This window comes from Enterobacter asburiae (genome assembly GCF_001521715.1).
Classification (GTDB): domain Bacteria; phylum Pseudomonadota; class Gammaproteobacteria; order Enterobacterales; family Enterobacteriaceae; genus Enterobacter; species Enterobacter asburiae.
The window spans coordinates 644,899-660,914 of the sequence record NZ_CP011863.1 but is presented as its reverse complement, the minus strand read 5'-3'; the positions used below and the strand labels follow the sequence as shown (position 1 = coordinate 660,914).

General features: G+C 53.3%; 12 protein-coding genes and 1 pseudogene. 4 read left to right on the top strand and 9 right to left on the bottom strand.

Features of this window, described 5'->3' with window-relative positions; all coding sequences use genetic code 11:
* Window positions 1-45 precede the first annotated feature (45 nt).
* From rpsA to ACJ69_RS03210, 5 genes are all read right to left on the bottom strand, one after another.
* Window positions 46-1,719, bottom strand: coding sequence for a 30S ribosomal protein S1 (rpsA, locus tag ACJ69_RS03230; protein ID WP_014169387.1), 1,674 nt, complete (start codon window positions 1,717-1,719; stop codon window positions 46-48).
* 111 nt (window positions 1,720-1,830) lie between these two features.
* The gene (cmk, locus tag ACJ69_RS03225) at window positions 1,831-2,514 is read right to left on the bottom strand and encodes a (d)CMP kinase (RefSeq protein WP_013097305.1); all 684 of its coding nucleotides are present in this window, start codon (window positions 2,512-2,514) and stop codon (window positions 1,831-1,833) included.
* A gap of 185 nt (window positions 2,515-2,699) precedes the next feature.
* Window positions 2,700-3,983: a 3-phosphoshikimate 1-carboxyvinyltransferase gene (gene aroA / locus ACJ69_RS03220; protein ID WP_029739498.1), complete on the bottom strand. Its 1,284-nt coding sequence runs from the start codon at window positions 3,981-3,983 to the stop codon at window positions 2,700-2,702.
* A gap of 69 nt (window positions 3,984-4,052) precedes the next feature.
* Window positions 4,053-5,141 (bottom strand): 3-phosphoserine/phosphohydroxythreonine transaminase, encoded by a 1,089-nt coding sequence (gene serC / locus ACJ69_RS03215; protein ID WP_039261569.1) that lies wholly within the window; start codon window positions 5,139-5,141, stop codon window positions 4,053-4,055.
* A 162-nt stretch (window positions 5,142-5,303) separates the two neighbouring features.
* On the bottom strand, window positions 5,304-5,996 hold the full coding sequence (locus tag ACJ69_RS03210) for a DUF421 domain-containing protein (RefSeq protein WP_054829901.1): 693 nt from the start codon (window positions 5,994-5,996) through the stop codon (window positions 5,304-5,306).
* 127 nt (window positions 5,997-6,123) lie between these two features.
* Here ACJ69_RS03210 and ycaO point away from each other — a divergent pair, with 127 nt between their 5' ends.
* The 4 genes from ycaO to pflA all read left to right on the top strand — a co-directional run bounded on the left by ycaO (window position 6,124) and on the right by pflA (window position 12,427).
* On the top strand, window positions 6,124-7,884 hold the full coding sequence (gene ycaO / locus ACJ69_RS03205) for a 30S ribosomal protein S12 methylthiotransferase accessory factor YcaO (protein ID WP_167347071.1): 1,761 nt from the start codon (window positions 6,124-6,126) through the stop codon (window positions 7,882-7,884).
* A gap of 406 nt (window positions 7,885-8,290) precedes the next feature.
* Complete coding sequence (gene focA / locus ACJ69_RS03200) at window positions 8,291-9,148, top strand: formate transporter FocA (RefSeq protein WP_008499974.1); 858 nt, start codon at window positions 8,291-8,293, stop codon at window positions 9,146-9,148.
* 51 nt (window positions 9,149-9,199) lie between these two features.
* The gene (gene pflB, locus ACJ69_RS03195) at window positions 9,200-11,482 is read left to right on the top strand and encodes a formate C-acetyltransferase (protein WP_029739495.1); all 2,283 of its coding nucleotides are present in this window, start codon (window positions 9,200-9,202) and stop codon (window positions 11,480-11,482) included.
* A gap of 204 nt (window positions 11,483-11,686) precedes the next feature.
* Window positions 11,687-12,427, top strand: a complete 741-nt coding sequence (gene pflA, locus ACJ69_RS03190; RefSeq protein WP_059346422.1) for a pyruvate formate lyase 1-activating protein — start codon at window positions 11,687-11,689, stop codon at window positions 12,425-12,427.
* Window positions 12,428-12,463: 36 nt separating this feature from the next.
* Here pflA and ACJ69_RS03185 read toward each other — a convergent pair whose 3' ends face one another.
* The 4 genes and pseudogenes from ACJ69_RS03185 to ACJ69_RS03170 form a co-directional block, all read right to left on the bottom strand.
* Window positions 12,464-12,985 (bottom strand): anti-virulence regulator CigR family protein, encoded by a 522-nt coding sequence (locus ACJ69_RS03185; protein WP_054829900.1) that lies wholly within the window; start codon window positions 12,983-12,985, stop codon window positions 12,464-12,466.
* Window positions 12,986-13,108: 123 nt separating this feature from the next.
* Window positions 13,109-14,257, bottom strand: a complete 1,149-nt coding sequence (locus ACJ69_RS03180; RefSeq protein ID WP_023335120.1) for an MFS transporter — start codon at window positions 14,255-14,257, stop codon at window positions 13,109-13,111.
* 275 nt (window positions 14,258-14,532) lie between these two features.
* A complete protein-coding gene (locus tag ACJ69_RS03175; protein ID WP_059346421.1) occupies window positions 14,533-15,396 on the bottom strand; it encodes a dimethyl sulfoxide reductase anchor subunit family protein in 864 nt (287 codons plus the stop codon).
* A gap of 1 nt (window position 15,397) precedes the next feature.
* Window positions 15,398-16,014 (bottom strand): annotated as a pseudogene (locus ACJ69_RS03170) (DMSO/selenate family reductase complex B subunit).
* Between the last annotated feature and the right edge of the window lie 2 nt (window positions 16,015-16,016).

Genomic DNA, 16,016 nt, shown 5'->3' with positions numbered 1-16,016 from the left:
ACGCTGTAAATGCGTTACAGCGCAAATGATGCTGAGAACCTGATATTACTCGCCTTTAGCTGCTTTGAAAGCTTCAGCCATTGCGTTGTTAGAGAAGTTTGCATCTTCCTGTTTGTTAACAGTTGCGATTGCATCTTTCTCATCAGCTTCGTCTTTAGCACGAACAGACAGGCTGATTGCACGGTTCTTACGGTCAACACCGGTGAACTTAGCTTCAACGTCGTCGCCTACGTTCAGAACCAGAGTGGCATCTTCAACGCGGTCACGTGAAGCTTCAGAAGCGCGCAGGTAACCTTCAACGCCGTCAGCCAGTTCTACGGTTGCGCCTTTAGCGTCAACTGCAGTCACTTTACCGTTTACGATTGCGCCTTTCTTGTTCAGTGCAACCCAGTTGTTGAACGGATCTTCTGCGAGCTGTTTAACGCCCAGGGAGATACGCTCACGCTCTGCGTCAACCTGCAGAACAACTGCAGCGATTTCGTCGCCTTTTTTGTATTCACGAACTGCTTCTTCGCCTGCAACGTTCCAGGAGATGTCAGACAGGTGAACCAGGCCATCGATGCCGCCGTCCAGGCCGATGAAGATACCGAAGTCAGTGATAGACTTGATTTTACCTTCAACACGGTCGCCCTTGTTGTGGGTTTCCGCGAACTGCTGCCATGGGTTGTTTTTGCACTGTTTCAGGCCCAGGGAGATACGACGACGTTCTTCGTCGATATCCAGAACCATCACTTCCACTACATCACCAACGTTAACAACTTTGGATGGGTGGATGTTTTTGTTGGTCCAGTCCATTTCGGAAACGTGCACCAGGCCTTCAACGCCTTCTTCGATTTCAACGAAGCAGCCGTAGTCAGTCAGGTTGGTTACGCGACCAGTCAGTTTAGTACCTTCTGGGTAACGCTTAGCGATAGCTACCCATGGATCTTCGCCCAGCTGTTTCAGGCCGAGGGATACACGAGTACGCTCGCGGTCGAACTTCAGCACTTTAACAGTGATTTCGTCGCCCACGTTCACGATTTCGCTTGGGTGCTTAACGCGTTTCCACGCCATGTCGGTGATGTGCAGCAGGCCATCAACGCCGCCCAGGTCAACGAATGCGCCGTAGTCAGTGAGGTTCTTAACGATACCTTTGACTTCCATGCCTTCCTGCAGGTTTTCCAGCAGCTGATCGCGTTCTGCGCTGTTTTCGGATTCGATAACGGCACGACGGGAAACAACAACGTTGTTACGCTTCTGGTCCAGCTTGATTACTTTGAACTCAAGCTCTTTGCCTTCCAGGTGCAGAGTGTCACGAACTGGACGAACGTCTACCAGAGAACCTGGCAGGAACGCACGAATACCATTCAGCTCAACAGTGAAGCCACCTTTAACTTTGCCGTTGATAACACCGACCACAGTTTCAGCTTCTTCGTAAGCTTTTTCCAGCGTGATCCATGCTTCGTGACGTTTAGCTTTCTCACGAGAAAGCAGGGTTTCACCGAAGCCGTCTTCTACTGCGTCCAGAGCAACGTCAACTTCGTCACCTACCTGGATTTCCAGCTCGCCCTGGGCGTTTTTGAACTGCTCTGCCGGAATGGCGGACTCAGATTTCAGACCGGCGTCAACCAGTACTACGTCTTTGTCGATAGCAACAACAACACCGCGAACGATGGAACCCGGGCGGGTTTCGATTGTTTTTAAGGATTCTTCAAACAGTTGAGCAAAAGATTCAGTCATGTTTAATCTTCAGGTTAATATTAACGTCCACCTGGCTCCGTGCCGGATGGGGTTGTTTCACATACCCGCCGTCAATCCATTGCAGCGGGGGTACTACAAAATCGGTCGCGATTACGCGAGTGCCAGTTTTTGGCGCGCATATTGTAGCGCTTTTTCAATCACTTGCTCAATAGTTAAACTGGTTGAATCCAGAACTAATGCATCTTCTGCAGGAACAAGTGGGGCGACGGCGCGGTTACGATCGCGGTCATCGCGCTCTTTTATCTCGGATAAAAGGCGATCAAAGTTAACACTAAACCCCTTTTCCTGCAACTGAAGCATGCGGCGTTGAGCACGTTCTTCCGAAGAGGCGTCAAGGAAAATTTTCACTGGCGCATCAGGGAATACCACGGTTCCCATATCGCGTCCGTCAGCGATCAGCCCCGGGGCTTCACGGAACGCGCGCTGACGACGCAGCAGCGCCTCTCGAACGCGCGGGAAGGCCGCAACCTGGGAGGCCGCATTCGCCACTTCCTGCGTACGGATTTCGCCGCTCACGTCTTCCCCTTCAAGGATGACTTCCAGGTTGCCATCGGTCGATACGAAACGCACATCCAGATGCGCGGCCAGCGGAACCAGCGCTTCTTCAGACGCGACATCCACATGGTGATGCAGCGCGGCCAGCGCCAGCACGCGATAGATTGCTCCCGAATCTAAAAGATGCCATTGCAATGCTTCCGCCATCGCTTTGCACAGAGTACCTTTCCCTGCGCCACTCGGCCCATCAATGGTGATTACCGGGGCAACTGCCGTCATCTTTTTCTCCTTAAATAAGGCATACCGTTTACATGAACGCAGCGCATTATACGCGCCAACGTGCGCAACTGTTACCTTTGCGTGCAAATTACGGAATGATTGAAGCAGAGTGTAGAAGAAATGAGCGGAGGTGTTCGTAATGAAGCGTAAGCAAATGCCGCATCGGGTGATGCGGCAATACGTTATCAGGCCAGCGTACTAATGCGTGCCAGCTGTTCGAAGTAGTCCGGGAAGGTTTTCGCGGTACATTTCGGGTCAAGAATGGTGACAGGCGTGTCTGACAACGCCACCAGCGAGAAGCACATCGCCATACGGTGATCGTTGTAGGTGCCGATTTCCGCAAACTGCAGTTTTGCCGGAGGGGTCACGCGAATGTAGTCTTCGCCCTCTTCCACCTCGGCACCGACTTTTCGCAGCTCGGTCGCCATTGCGAACAGGCGGTCCGTCTCTTTTACGCGCCAGTTGTAGATGTTACGCAGCGTGGTGGTGCCTTTGGCAAACAGCGCCGCAGTGGCAATGGTCATCGCCGCATCCGGGATATGGTTCATGTCCATGTCGATGGCGTTCAGCTCACCGTGGGTACAGGAGATGAAGTCATCGCCCCACGTGACAATGGCGCCCATCTTTTCCAGCACGTCCGCAAAACGGATGTCGCCCTGTACGCTGTTACGGCCAATACCGGTCACTTTTACCGTGCCGCCTTTAATCGCACCCGCGGCCAGGAAGTAGGACGCGGATGACGCATCCCCTTCAACGAGATAGTTGCCCGGAGACTGGTACTGCTGCGCGCCGCGCACCACGAAGCGCTGATAAGACTGGTTTTCCACCTCAACGCCGAAGGTTTTCATCAGGTGCAGGGTGATATCAATGTACGGTTTGGAGACCAGTTCACCTTTAATGGTGATAACCGTATCCTGCGGTGCCAGCGGCGCGGTCATCAGCAGTGCCGTCAGGAACTGGCTGGAAACGCTGCCGTCAACCTCGACGTGACCGCCGGTAAAACCTCCGCGCAGACGCAGTGGCGGATAGTTTTCCTGCTCCAGATACTCAACCTGCGCGCCGCCCTGACGCAGGGCATCCACCAGGTGACCAATCGGACGCTCTTTCATGCGCGGCTCGCCGGTCAGCACAATGTTGTTGCTCCCCAGGCACAGGGCCGCCGCCAGCGGGCGCATCGCGGTACCCGCGTTGCCCAGAAACAGCTCAAGCTCTTCGCCCGAGCGCAGCGCGCCGCCGTTGCCGGTCACTTCGCAGCGGGTACGATCGTCAGAGAGAGTGTAATGAACGCCCAACGCTTTCAGCGCATTGAGCATATGGCGCACGTCATCGCTGTCCAGCAGGTTTGTGAGGACGGTGGTGCCGTTTGCCAGAGCTGCCAGCAGCAGAGCGCGGTTCGAGACACTTTTTGAACCAGGCAGATTAATGGTGCCATCTACCCGCGCGATAGGTTGTAACGTCAGGGATTCCATGAAAACTAAACTCTCAACTCAACATAATAAAAACCCCGCAGGGACGCTGCGGGGGTGAAAAACAGCAAATTAACCGTGACGACGTTCGAAGTCGATCATGAAATCCGTCAGGGCTTTAACGCCTTCCAGCGGCATCGCGTTATAGATGGAGGCACGCATGCCGCCAACGACACGGTGGCCTTTGAGCGCATGCAGACCTGCCGCGAAGGACTCTTCCAGGAACACTTTGTCCAGGCTGCTGTCCGCCAGCTGGAACGGCACGTTCATGCGGGAACGGTTAGCGTTCGCCACATCGTTGCGGTAGAAATCGCTCTTGTCGATCACGCCATACAGCAGTTCAGCTTTCTGCTGATTGACCTTGTCCATCTGCGCCACGCCGCCGTTTTGCTTCAGCCATTTGAAGACCAGGCCGGAGAGATACCAGGCAAACGTTGGTGGGGTGTTGAACATAGAGTCGTTATCGTTCAGCACGGTGTAATCGAGAATCGACGGGCAGGATTTATGCGCTTTACCCAGCAGGTCTTCACGCACGACGACGATAGTCAAACCGGCCGGACCGATATTTTTCTGCGCGCCCGCATAGATAACGCCGTAGCGGCTGACATCAATTGGCGCAGACAGAATGGTGGAGGAGAAGTCGGCGGCAACCACGACATCGCTGCCGAAGTTTGGCGTCTCGTCGATGGCAATCCCGTCAATGGTTTCGTTCGGGCAGTAGTGCAGATACGCTGCGTTATCGGAAAGCTGCCACTCGCTCATTGGCTTCACGGCGCGCAGACCGTCAACGGTCACTTTGGCGTCGATAACATTCGGCGTGCAGTATTTATGCGCTTCTTTAACGGCGCTTGCCGCCCAGTAACCCGCGTCAACGTAGTCAGCCGTCGTTTTGTCACCGAGAATATTCAGCGGAACGCCTGCAAACTGGCCGCGTCCACCGCCGTGGCAGAACAATACTTTGTAGTTCGAGGGAATATTCAGCAGATCGCGAAAATCCTTTTCTGCCTCTTCCGCCACCTGAATAAACTCTTTACCACGGTGGCTGATTTCCATCACCGACGTACCGAGACCGTTCCAGTCACAAAGTTCCTGTTGAGCCTGTTTAAGCACGTCTGCCGGTAACATTGCCGGACCTGAACTGAAATTAAAGACTTGAGCCATTTCCCCTCACCACGCTAAAAGCCATAAGTTATAACTGTGGATATCGGTTTTATCATTCAGTGACACGCGCCGCAATGTCTAAAACTTATGACCCGTGAAATGTGGCCCGCATCACACAAAACAATCTGCCGCCTCGCTAAGACAAAACCGACAAAATGGCTGTCAGGTGATACGTTTGGCCCGGCTAACCTTCGTCCATTCCGGATTTGCACAGCGGGGGCATAATTGGCGATCCCCCGGCTGCATCGCGACTACATGGCTACATCTTACGCATGCATACTCGCCTGATTCCGGTACCGTTCTGAAACGCTCAATGAGCGTATCCGGCAGGATACACAGTCCCGGCTTCACCTCGTCGTCAGAATAGTAATAGACGCTGATTTGCCCGTTAGTTTCCATGATCGCCAGACGCACCTGCCCGAGCTGTTCAACGCTGTTCAGGCGTAGCTCCATAAAGAACTCAAACTCGGTCATATTAGCGCTTTGTACATTTTCCCAGGCCAGCTGTCCGTCCTCGACGATAACGACCGGCTTCCCTTCAAGCAGATCTTCCAGCTTTTCGCTTTTCGACATCAGCCACATGACAAGACGGTAAAGTAGCGCCAGTGAGACAAAAACGATAAACACCGGCACCATCGGCACGTCGTCATAAAAGGCGACGTCCCCCGCCGCAGACCCCAGCGTCAGGATGATCAACACCTCAAAGAGCGACATCTGCCGCACGCCGCGGCGGCCGGTGATTTTTAGAAACAGGAAGACGAGTACGAAGGTATACAGGCTGCGCAGCGCCACTTCGCCCAGAAATTCAGGAGGAACTTTATCAAACGCCATCCGCTGGAGATCAAATGCTTTCATTTTTCTATGCCTTAACAGTCAGTTACTGCCACTAAGCATAGCCCAGCCTTTTATTTTCGCCGAAGATAGCACCCGTCACGCAAAACCCGTATCATTGCGCGCTTTACGTACGATAAAAGTGAACGCCATGACTCAAACGTTTATCCCCGGCAAAGACGCCGCTCTGGAAGATTCCATCGCTCGCTTCCAGCAGAAACTGACCGACCTGGGTTTTAACATCGAAGAAGCCTCCTGGCTCAATCCGGTGCCTCATGTCTGGTCCGTGCATATTCGCGATAAAGACTGTGCCCTGTGCTTTACCAACGGTAAAGGCGCGACAAAAAAAGCGGCACTGGCCTCTGCGCTGGGTGAGTATTTTGAGCGTCTGTCCACCAACTATTTCTTCGCAGACTTCTGGCTGGGCGAGAACATCGCTAACGGTCCGTTCGTTCACTATCCAAATGAAAAATGGTTCCCGCTGACCGAAGATGACGAGCTGCCGGAAGGTATTCTCGACGCGCGCCTGCGTGCCTTCTACGATCCAGACAGCGAACTGACCGCCAGCATGCTGATCGATCTCCAGTCCGGTAACGAGGATCGCGGTATCTGCGCCCTGCCGTTCACCCGTCAGTCTGACGAGCAGACCGTGTATATCCCGATGAACATCGTCGGCAACCTGTATGTGTCCAACGGTATGTCCGCCGGTAACACCCGCAATGAAGCGCGCGTGCAGGGCCTGTCTGAAGTCTTTGAACGCCACATTAAAAACCGCATCATCGCTGAATCCATCAGCCTGCCAGAAATTCCGGCAGACGTGCTGGCGCGCTACCCGGGCGTAGTAGAGTCCATCGCTAAGCTGGAAGCAGAAGGTTTCCCAATCTTTGCCTATGACGGCTCGCTGGGCGGCAAGTACCCGGTTATCTGCGTGGTGCTGTTTAACCCGGCCAACGGTACCTGCTTCGCCTCATTCGGCGCGCACCCTGACTTCGGCGTGGCGCTGGAGCGTACCGTTACCGAGCTGCTGCAGGGCCGTAGCCTGAAAGATCTCGACGTCTTCACTCCGCCAACGTTTGACGATGAAGAAGTGGCCGAGCATACCAACCTTGAAACCCACTTCATTGACTCCAGCGGTTTAATTTCCTGGGATATGTTCAAGCAGGACGCCGACTATCCGTTCGTGGACTGGAGCTTTGCCGGTACCACGGAAGAAGAGTTCGCCACGCTGATGGCCATCTTCAACGCGGAAGATCAGGAAGTCTACATTGCCGACTACGAACATCTTGGCGTTTACGCGTGCCGCATTATCGTTCCGGGCATGTCCGACATCTACCCGGCTGAAGATCTGTGGCTGGCGAATAACAGCATGGGCGCGCACCTGCGCGAAACGCTGCTGGCTCTGCCGGGCAGCGAGTGGGAGAAAGAAGATTATCTGAACCTGATCGCCCAACTGGACGAAGAAGGCCACGATGACTTTACCCGCGTACGCGAACTGCTGGGCCTGGCGACAGGTAAAGACAACGGCTGGTATACCCTGCGCATCGGTGAGCTGAAAGCGATGCTGGCCCTGGCGGGTGGCGATTTGGATCAGGCGCTGGCCTGGACCGAGTGGACCATGGAATTCAACCAGTCTGTCTTCTCTGCCGAACGCACCAATTATTACCGCTGCCTGCAAACCCTGTTGCTGCTGGCCCAGGAAGACGATCGCGAGCCGCTGCAATACCTGAACGCTTTCGTGCGTATGTACGGAGCTGAAGCCGTTGAAGCAGCCAGCGCGGCCCTGAGCGGCGAAGCGCCGTTCTATGGCCTGCAGGCTGTTGATAGCGATCTGAAAGCCTTCCCGGCGCATCAGTCGCTGCTGAAGGCCTACGAAAAGCTGCAGAAAGCAAAAGCCGCTTACTGGTCAAAATAAGCGCAGATAACATTACCAGCAGTAGGCGTATTCAATCGTCTGGGCTATATTACGGGGCAATTTCATTGCCCCGTTTTTTATTTTCTTCGGCAATGACTGTTGATTGTAATAATAAAGTTAAACATGGGTAAATATAATAATATTTACCTGGGCTTTACTGTTACTTTTTATGGTAAATACTCCATATTAATTAACTGCGTCAGGGGTGGCCGAACGAAAAAATTCAACTCTTTTCATAACTTTTAAAATTTATTTTTATACGGATAATCAATTACTTACTCCGCATTTGTTGTAAAACCATACACACTGCGGGCCTATAAGCCAGGCGAGATATGATCTATATCAATTTCTCTTCTATAATGCTTTGTTAGTATCTCGTCGCCGACTTAATAAAGAGAGAGTTAGTGTGAAAGCTGACAACCCTTTTGATCTTTTACTCCCTGCTGCGATGGCCAAAGTTGCCGAAGAAGCGGGTGTCTATAAAGCAACGAAACACCCGATGAAGACGTTCTATCTGGCGATCACGGCTGGTGTGTTCATCTCTATCGCTTTCGTCTTCTACATCACCGCCACCACCGGTACTGCCGGAATGCCTTTCGGCATGGCCAAACTGATTGGCGGCATTTGCTTCTCACTGGGTCTGATTCTCTGCGTCATCTGCGGCGCCGACCTCTTCACCTCAACGGTGCTGATTGTCGTGGCAAAGGCCAGCGGAAGAATTACCTGGGGTCAGCTGGCACGTAACTGGCTTAACGTCTACGTGGGTAACCTGGTTGGCTGTCTGCTCTTTGTTTTGTTAATGTGGCTTTCTGGCGAGTACATGACCGCCAACGGTGGCTGGGGCCTTAACGTCCTGCAAACCGCCGACCACAAAATGCACCACACATTTATCGAAGCCGTTGCTCTCGGCATCCTCGCTAACCTGATGGTCTGCCTGGCTGTATGGATGAGCTACTCTGGTCGTAGCCTGATGGACAAAGCCTTAATTATGGTTCTGCCGGTTGCGATGTTTGTTGCCAGCGGCTTTGAGCACAGTATCGCGAATATGTTCATGATCCCAATGGGCATTGTTATCCGCGACTTTGCGAGCCCGGAGTTCTGGACCGCAGTTGGTTCATCCCCGGAAAGTTTCTCTCACCTGACTATTATGAATTTCATTACTGATAACCTGATCCCTGTCACTATCGGGAACATTATCGGTGGGGGTCTGTTAGTTGGGTTGACATACTGGGTCATTTACCTGCGTGGCGACGATCATCATTGATGGTTTTCTCAGGCAGTAAATAAAAAATCCACTTAAGAAGGTAGGTGTTACATGTCCGAGCTTAATGAAAAGTTAGCCACAGCCTGGGAAGGTTTTGCGAAAGGTGACTGGCAGAATGAAGTAAACGTACGTGACTTCATTCAGAAAAACTATACCCCGTATGAAGGTGACGAATCCTTCCTGGCTGGCGCAACTGACGCGACCACCAAGCTGTGGGACAGCGTAATGGAAGGCGTTAAACTGGAAAACCGCACTCACGCGCCAGTTGATTTTGACACCTCCGTTGCTTCCACCATCACTTCTCACGATGCTGGCTACATCAACAAAGCCCTTGAGAAAATCGTTGGTCTGCAGACTGAAGCACCACTGAAACGCGCAATCATCCCGTTCGGTGGTATCAAAATGGTTGAAGGTTCCTGCAAAGCGTATAACCGCGAGCTGGATCCAATGCTGAAAAAAATCTTCACCGAATACCGCAAAACCCACAACCAGGGTGTATTCGATGTTTACACCAAAGACATTCTGAACTGCCGTAAATCTGGCGTTCTGACTGGTCTGCCAGATGCGTATGGCCGTGGCCGTATCATCGGTGACTACCGTCGCGTTGCGCTGTACGGTATCGACTTCCTGATGAAAGACAAGTACGCGCAGTTTGTTTCCCTGCAGTCCGATCTGGAAAACGGCGTAAACCTGGAAGCGACTATCCGTCTGCGTGAAGAAATCGCTGAACAGCACCGCGCGCTGGGTCAGATCAAAGAGATGGCGGCGAAATATGGCTGCGATATCTCTGGTCCTGCTACCAACGCTCAGGAAGCTATCCAGTGGACCTACTTCGGCTACCTGGCCGCGGTTAAGTCTCAGAACGGTGCAGCAATGTCCTTCGGTCGCGTATCCACCTTCCTGGATGCGTACATCGAACGCGACATCAAAGCAGGCAAAATCACCGAGCAAGACGCTCAGGAAATGATTGACCACCTGGTCATGAAACTGCGTATGGTTCGCTTCCTGCGCACCCCTGAATACGATGAGCTGTTCTCTGGTGACCCAATCTGGGCAACAGAATCAATCGGTGGTATGGGCGTTGACGGCCGTACTCTGGTAACCAAAAACAGCTTCCGCTTCCTGAACACCCTGTACACCATGGGTCCTTCTCCGGAGCCGAACATCACCGTTCTGTGGTCTGAAAAACTGCCTCTGAACTTCAAGAAATTCGCCGCTAAAGTGTCCATCGATACCTCTTCTCTGCAGTACGAGAACGATGACCTGATGCGTCCGGATTTCAACAACGACGATTACGCTATCGCTTGCTGCGTAAGCCCAATGGTTGTTGGTAAACAAATGCAGTTCTTCGGTGCGCGTGCAAACCTGGCGAAAACCATGCTGTACGCAATCAACGGCGGCGTTGATGAAAAACTGAAAATGCAGGTTGGTCCTAAGTCTGAGCCGATCAAAGGCGACGTTCTGAACTTCGACGAAGTGATGGAGCGTATGGATCACTTCATGGACTGGCTGGCTAAACAGTACGTCACTGCACTGAACGTTATCCACTACATGCACGACAAGTACAGCTACGAAGCTTCTCTGATGGCGCTGCACGACCGTGACGTGGTTCGCACCATGGCGTGTGGTATCGCTGGTCTGTCCGTTGCTGCTGACTCCCTGTCTGCAATCAAATATGCGAAAGTTAAACCAATTCGTGACGAAGACGGCCTGGCTGTAGACTTCGAAATCGAAGGTGAATACCCGCAGTTTGGTAACAATGACTCTCGCGTTGATGACATGGCGGTTGACCTGGTAGAACGTTTCATGAAGAAAATTCAGAAACTGACTACTTACCGTAACGCTATCCCGACTCAGTCTGTTCTGACCATCACCTCAAACGTTGTGTATGGTAAGAAAACCGGTAACACCCCAGACGGTCGTCGTGCTGGCGCGCCATTCGGCCCAGGTGCTAACCCAATGCACGGTCGTGACCAGAAAGGTGCGGTTGCCTCTCTGACCTCTGTTGCTAAACTGCCGTTTGCTTACGCGAAAGATGGTATCTCTTACACCTTCTCTATCGTGCCAAACGCGCTGGGTAAAGACGACGAAGTGCGTAAAACTAACCTCGCGGGTCTGATGGATGGTTACTTCCACCACGAAGCGTCCATCGAAGGTGGTCAGCACCTGAACGTGAACGTCATGAACCGTGAAATGCTGCTCGACGCGATGGAACACCCTGAGAAATATCCTCAGCTGACCATCCGCGTATCTGGCTACGCAGTACGTTTTAACTCCCTGACTAAAGAACAGCAGCAGGACGTTATCACCCGTACTTTCACTCAGTCCATGTAAGTGGAATTGACTGAAATCACGCGTTAAAAAGCGTACAATAAAGGCTCCACGTCAGTGGGGCCTTTTTAGCACCCTCTCCACCTCAGTCTCTTTTGTCCGCTATCTATACTCTATGGATATCAGCCAAAACAGACTTCAACACAGCCGGCTTTGAGCTGTGCATACTCAGGCCCCGGACGGGCCGATGCTGGAGATATCACCGCAATGTCAATTATTGGTCGCATTCACTCCTTTGAATCCTGTGGCACCGTCGATGGCCCGGGCATCCGCTTTATTACCTTTTTCCAGGGCTGCCTGATGCGCTGCCTGTACTGCCATAACCGTGACACCTGGGATACCCATGGCGGTAAAGAAGTGACCGTTGAAGAATTGATGAAAGAGGTGGTGACCTACCGCCACTTTATGAACGCATCCGGCGGCGGCGTCACCGCATCCGGGGGTGAAGCCATTCTGCAGGCTGAATTTGTCCGCGACTGGTTCCGTGCCTGCCACAAAGAAGGCATTCATACCTGCCTGGACACCAACGGCTTCGTACGCCGCTACGATCCGGTTATCGACGAGCTGCTTGAAGTGACCGATCTGGTGATGCTAGATCTCAAACAGATGAACGATGAGATCCACCAGAACCTCGTTGGCGTCTCAAACCACCGCACGCTGGAATTTGCCAAATACATTGCCGATAAAGGCATCAAAACCTGGATCCGCTACGTAGTTGTTCCCGGCTGGTCAGATGACGACGACTCCGCGCACCGCCTCGGGGAATTTACCCGCGACATGGGCAACGTCGAGAAAATCGAGCTTCTGCCCTATCACGAGCTGGGTAAACATAAATGGGTGGCGATGGGCGAAGAGTACAAACTTGATGGCGTGAAGCCGCCGAAAAAAGAGACGATGGAACGCGTCAAAGGTATTCTAGAACAGTACGGCCACAAGGTGATGTATTAAAGAAAAGGCCCGGTGAGAACCGGGCCTTTTTATATTCTATTTAAAGACGCCGTTAATAACGGACGTCACAATCGCAGTGCTCAGCGCAATTAAGACCAGGTCGTCTCCGACCACGCGCCATTCATAGCCTGGATAGGAAGGAAGCTGACCCAGCATTGAGGCCGGTACGGTTTTCTTCGCAATGCCCGGAGGCAACGGCTTACCGCGCGCCAGGTTTTTCGCGATCCCCGGAGGCAGAGAGTCATAGCCCGTTAAGCCATAATTCAGCGCCAGATGGCGGGCATGATCGAAGCTCACGCGCGCGTCGACATCGTTACCGACATCTTTACTGTTTTTAAAGCTCTTATCCGATTTTCCAGGGTTATCCTGACCGTTATTTTGCTTATTGCCATGGTTACCAGAATTCCCGTTACCATGATTGCCGCCATTACCTTGCCCGCCACCGTTTCCGTGCCCACCGCCATTCCCGTTTCCAGGATTAGCCATGACCGGAGCCGTTGCAAACGTTAAAGACAACACTACGGCAAGTGCGGTAGTGGAAAAACGACGAATAGACATGATTGCTGCCTTATAGTGGTAGGACTCACATGAATTATCGCCTGGCGCAATAAACAAACAATAAGTAAAACTCTTAGTTGTGACAGGGACAAAAAAGCCTGTCATCGACAGGCTTTTAATTAATCAGGCATGAGCCACAGGCGTTGGGTGTTCGCCCACTTTGCGCAGCAGCATTAAGAGATAAATAAACGATACGCTGGCGATCATGATAAACAATAAATTATCAGAGTAATTCTGCATCAGCATCGCGGTAAACGTCGGCCCTAATAAACTGCCGATGGTATAGCTCAGTAACAGCGCCTGGTTCATTGCCACCAGCTGGTGATGTTCAACTTTCTCACAGGCCCACGCCATCGCGACCGGATAGAGCGTAAAGCCGGCGGCCCCGAGGATAAACAGCGCAGGCGCCATCGCGGCGTTGCTGAGCATGGCAAGGCATCCCATGATGACCACGAAGACCTGAACGCGCAGCACCAGCAGACGGCCGAAACGATCCGCCAGACGGCCAATCGGCCACTGCCCGACGATGCCCGCACTCACCATGACAGCCATCCAGAAGCCAATTCCGGAATCGCTGACGCCCTGATGATTCAGATAGAGCGGCATCAGGCCGTAGAGCGAGCCTAGTACAATCCCCGAGATAATGCAGCCGTTAACGCCCAGACGCGCCTGGCGCAGTCTGAGCATTGGCCAGACGTGGGTCGCTTCCTGATGCTCGCTGTTCTGGTTCACAATGCGCGTGAAGAGCAGCGGCAGGATTGCGGCCAGCACCATGCCCGTGACCCACGGCAGAACGCTCATCAGGTCGGTTGGCAGCTTGCTGACCATCAGTTGCCCCAGCACGGTGCCGACGTAGTAAACCATCATATAGGCCGCCAGCAGGCGTCCGCGGTTGCGGGAGGTGCCGCTGCACATCAGCGCACTTTCAACCACCACCCAAATCATCGCGCAGCCTACGCCAGCGATAAAGCGCCATGCCATCCAGCTCCAGAAGCCGACCATCAGGCCCAGCCCGGCACACCCGGCGGCGAAAATCAGCGAAGCCAGATAATAGCTGCGATTAAAGCCAAAGCGCTTAATCAGGCTCCCGGTCACCAGCGTACCCAGCAGGTTGCCGGTAAAAAAGGACGAGCTGACCATACCCACCTGCCAGGTTGGTAAGTTTTCATGGGCGAGCCACAGCGGGACGAGCGTATTTAACACTGCGATCGCCAGGGTCAACAGAAGCAGGCCACAGAGCAACAGAAGCACTGGCCGGGTATAGGTGGTCATGGATTAAAAACCGTGAGGAAGTTCAGATTTCGTGCGCATCATGCCACTGGCAAAAACAAAGTCAATCCACTGACTTAGCCGCCTCGCACAATATGTTCCCTGTCGATTTAAAAAACTTATCCTGCTAATGCCACGCCTGCTATAGATATTAATTATGTATCTGTTTTTATTTATTAATGGGCAAAATTAAAACAAAACGACAGTCGAAAAATTTCATGATCGAAAAAAGAAAAAGCCGGGCACTCAGGCCCGGCTTGATATAACGAAATGCAACGTTAGCTGGCGATAGCCATACCTACGGTCATATGCAACCCGTAGAACACGCCGCGGCCAATCAGTTCACCCGCCAGGACCAGCACAAAGGCCAGTGACAGCAGCGGCAGCGCGGGCTGATAGCCTTTGAGCTGAGGAGCAATCCAGAATACCAACGCAGCGACCAGCAAAACGATGCGCCAGGCCATCAGAGAACCGTAGTTCGGCACCAGGGCAGAAGCCTGCTGAATAGAGCTGTGAATGGTTGCCAGTTCAGCCCCCTGCATCAGGGCGACCATCGCACTCACCACCAGCGCCAGCAGCGAAACAGCGGGCAGCAAACGCATTGCCCACCCGTCTACGACCGCCACGCGCAGCAGCAGGTAGCCCAGCAGCGGTCCGCCGATAAACATCGTCAGGAAGAAGCTCATCGGCGTCCAGACGCTGTACCAGGTTGGAACGGTATCGATAGTGTTATAGACGCGCACCATCATCCACACGAACACCACGCCCAGAACCATCGTCACGATCAACCACAGGCTGCGCAGACCCGCAGGCAATTTCTTCAAAGCGGCCAGCAGCCAGCCCAGCCCACCGACGGCAAAGAAAATTGCCCCGCTGGCAATCTCGTTACTGAGGGACGATGCCCCTACGCGGTTCAGAGAGTTAAACGCGCGCATCGGCGAACCCAGGTGCAGCGTAGAGGCGATAAAGCCAATTCCCATCAGCACCCACAGGCCAAACATGCTCAACACCAAACGCTGCTGCTGTTCGGCATTGAGGTTCCCTTTTAACAGCGCCAGCGCGAGCACAATGAAACCGCCCGCCACGCACTGACCAAAGACCGTGAAGATCATCAGCGGCCATTCATGCCATCCACTTCCCATCTCACACCTCCTTCGGGTTTGCCAGGTAGCCGGTGGTGTCACCAGTAGGACGGCTGTTGGCGTTAGGTTTAATCACAATGCTCGGCTTCGTGAAGTGCGCAGACGGCAGCGGCGCCACTGCGGCAAGCTGACCGTGTTTTCACGCAGCTCTTCAATCGGGCCGAAGTCCAGCGCGCGCAGCGGGCAGGACTCGACGCAAATCGGCTTTTTGCCATCCGCCACGCGGGTGTGGCAACCGTCGCATTTTGTCATATGACCTTTGGCGGCGTTGTACTGCGGCGCGCCGTACGGGCACGCCATGTGGCAGTACCGACAGCCGATGCAGACATCTTCATCCACCACCACAAAGCCGTCTTCACGCTTGTGCATCGCCCCGCTCGGGCAGACCTTGGTGCAGGCCGGATCTTCACAGTGGTTGCAGGCAATCGACAGGTAATAGGCAAAGACGTTCTGATGCCAGACGCCGTTATCTTCCTGCCAGTCGCCACCGGCGTATTCGTAGATGCGGCGGAAGCTGACGTCAGGAGTCAGGTCTTTGTAATCTTTACAGGCCAGCTCGCAGGTTTTGCACCCGGTGCAACGGCTGGAATCAATAAAAAATCCATACTGGGTTGTCATCG

What these genes read in the sequence shown, in the direction of transcription:
- rpsA (WP_014169387.1), bottom strand. Translation starts at nt 1,719, where the DNA reads ATGACTGAATCTTTTGCTCAACTGTTTGAAGAATCCTTAAAAACAATC.
- cmk (WP_013097305.1), bottom strand. Translation starts at nt 2,514, where the DNA reads ATGACGGCAGTTGCCCCGGTAATCACCATTGATGGGCCGAGTGGCGCA.
- aroA (WP_029739498.1), bottom strand. Translation starts at nt 3,983, where the DNA reads ATGGAATCCCTGACGTTACAACCTATCGCGCGGGTAGATGGCACCATT.
- serC (WP_039261569.1), bottom strand. Translation starts at nt 5,141, where the DNA reads ATGGCTCAAGTCTTTAATTTCAGTTCAGGTCCGGCAATGTTACCGGCA.
- ACJ69_RS03210 (WP_054829901.1), bottom strand. Translation starts at nt 5,996, where the DNA reads ATGAAAGCATTTGATCTCCAGCGGATGGCGTTTGATAAAGTTCCTCCT.
- ycaO (WP_167347071.1), top strand. Translation starts at nt 6,124, where the DNA reads ATGACTCAAACGTTTATCCCCGGCAAAGACGCCGCTCTGGAAGATTCC.
- pflB (WP_029739495.1), top strand. Translation starts at nt 9,200, where the DNA reads ATGTCCGAGCTTAATGAAAAGTTAGCCACAGCCTGGGAAGGTTTTGCG.
- pflA (WP_059346422.1), top strand. Translation starts at nt 11,687, where the DNA reads ATGTCAATTATTGGTCGCATTCACTCCTTTGAATCCTGTGGCACCGTC.
- ACJ69_RS03185 (WP_054829900.1), bottom strand. Translation starts at nt 12,985, where the DNA reads ATGTCTATTCGTCGTTTTTCCACTACCGCACTTGCCGTAGTGTTGTCT.
- ACJ69_RS03180 (WP_023335120.1), bottom strand. Translation starts at nt 14,257, where the DNA reads ATGACCACCTATACCCGGCCAGTGCTTCTGTTGCTCTGTGGCCTGCTT.
- ACJ69_RS03175 (WP_059346421.1), bottom strand. Translation starts at nt 15,396, where the DNA reads ATGGGAAGTGGATGGCATGAATGGCCGCTGATGATCTTCACGGTCTTT.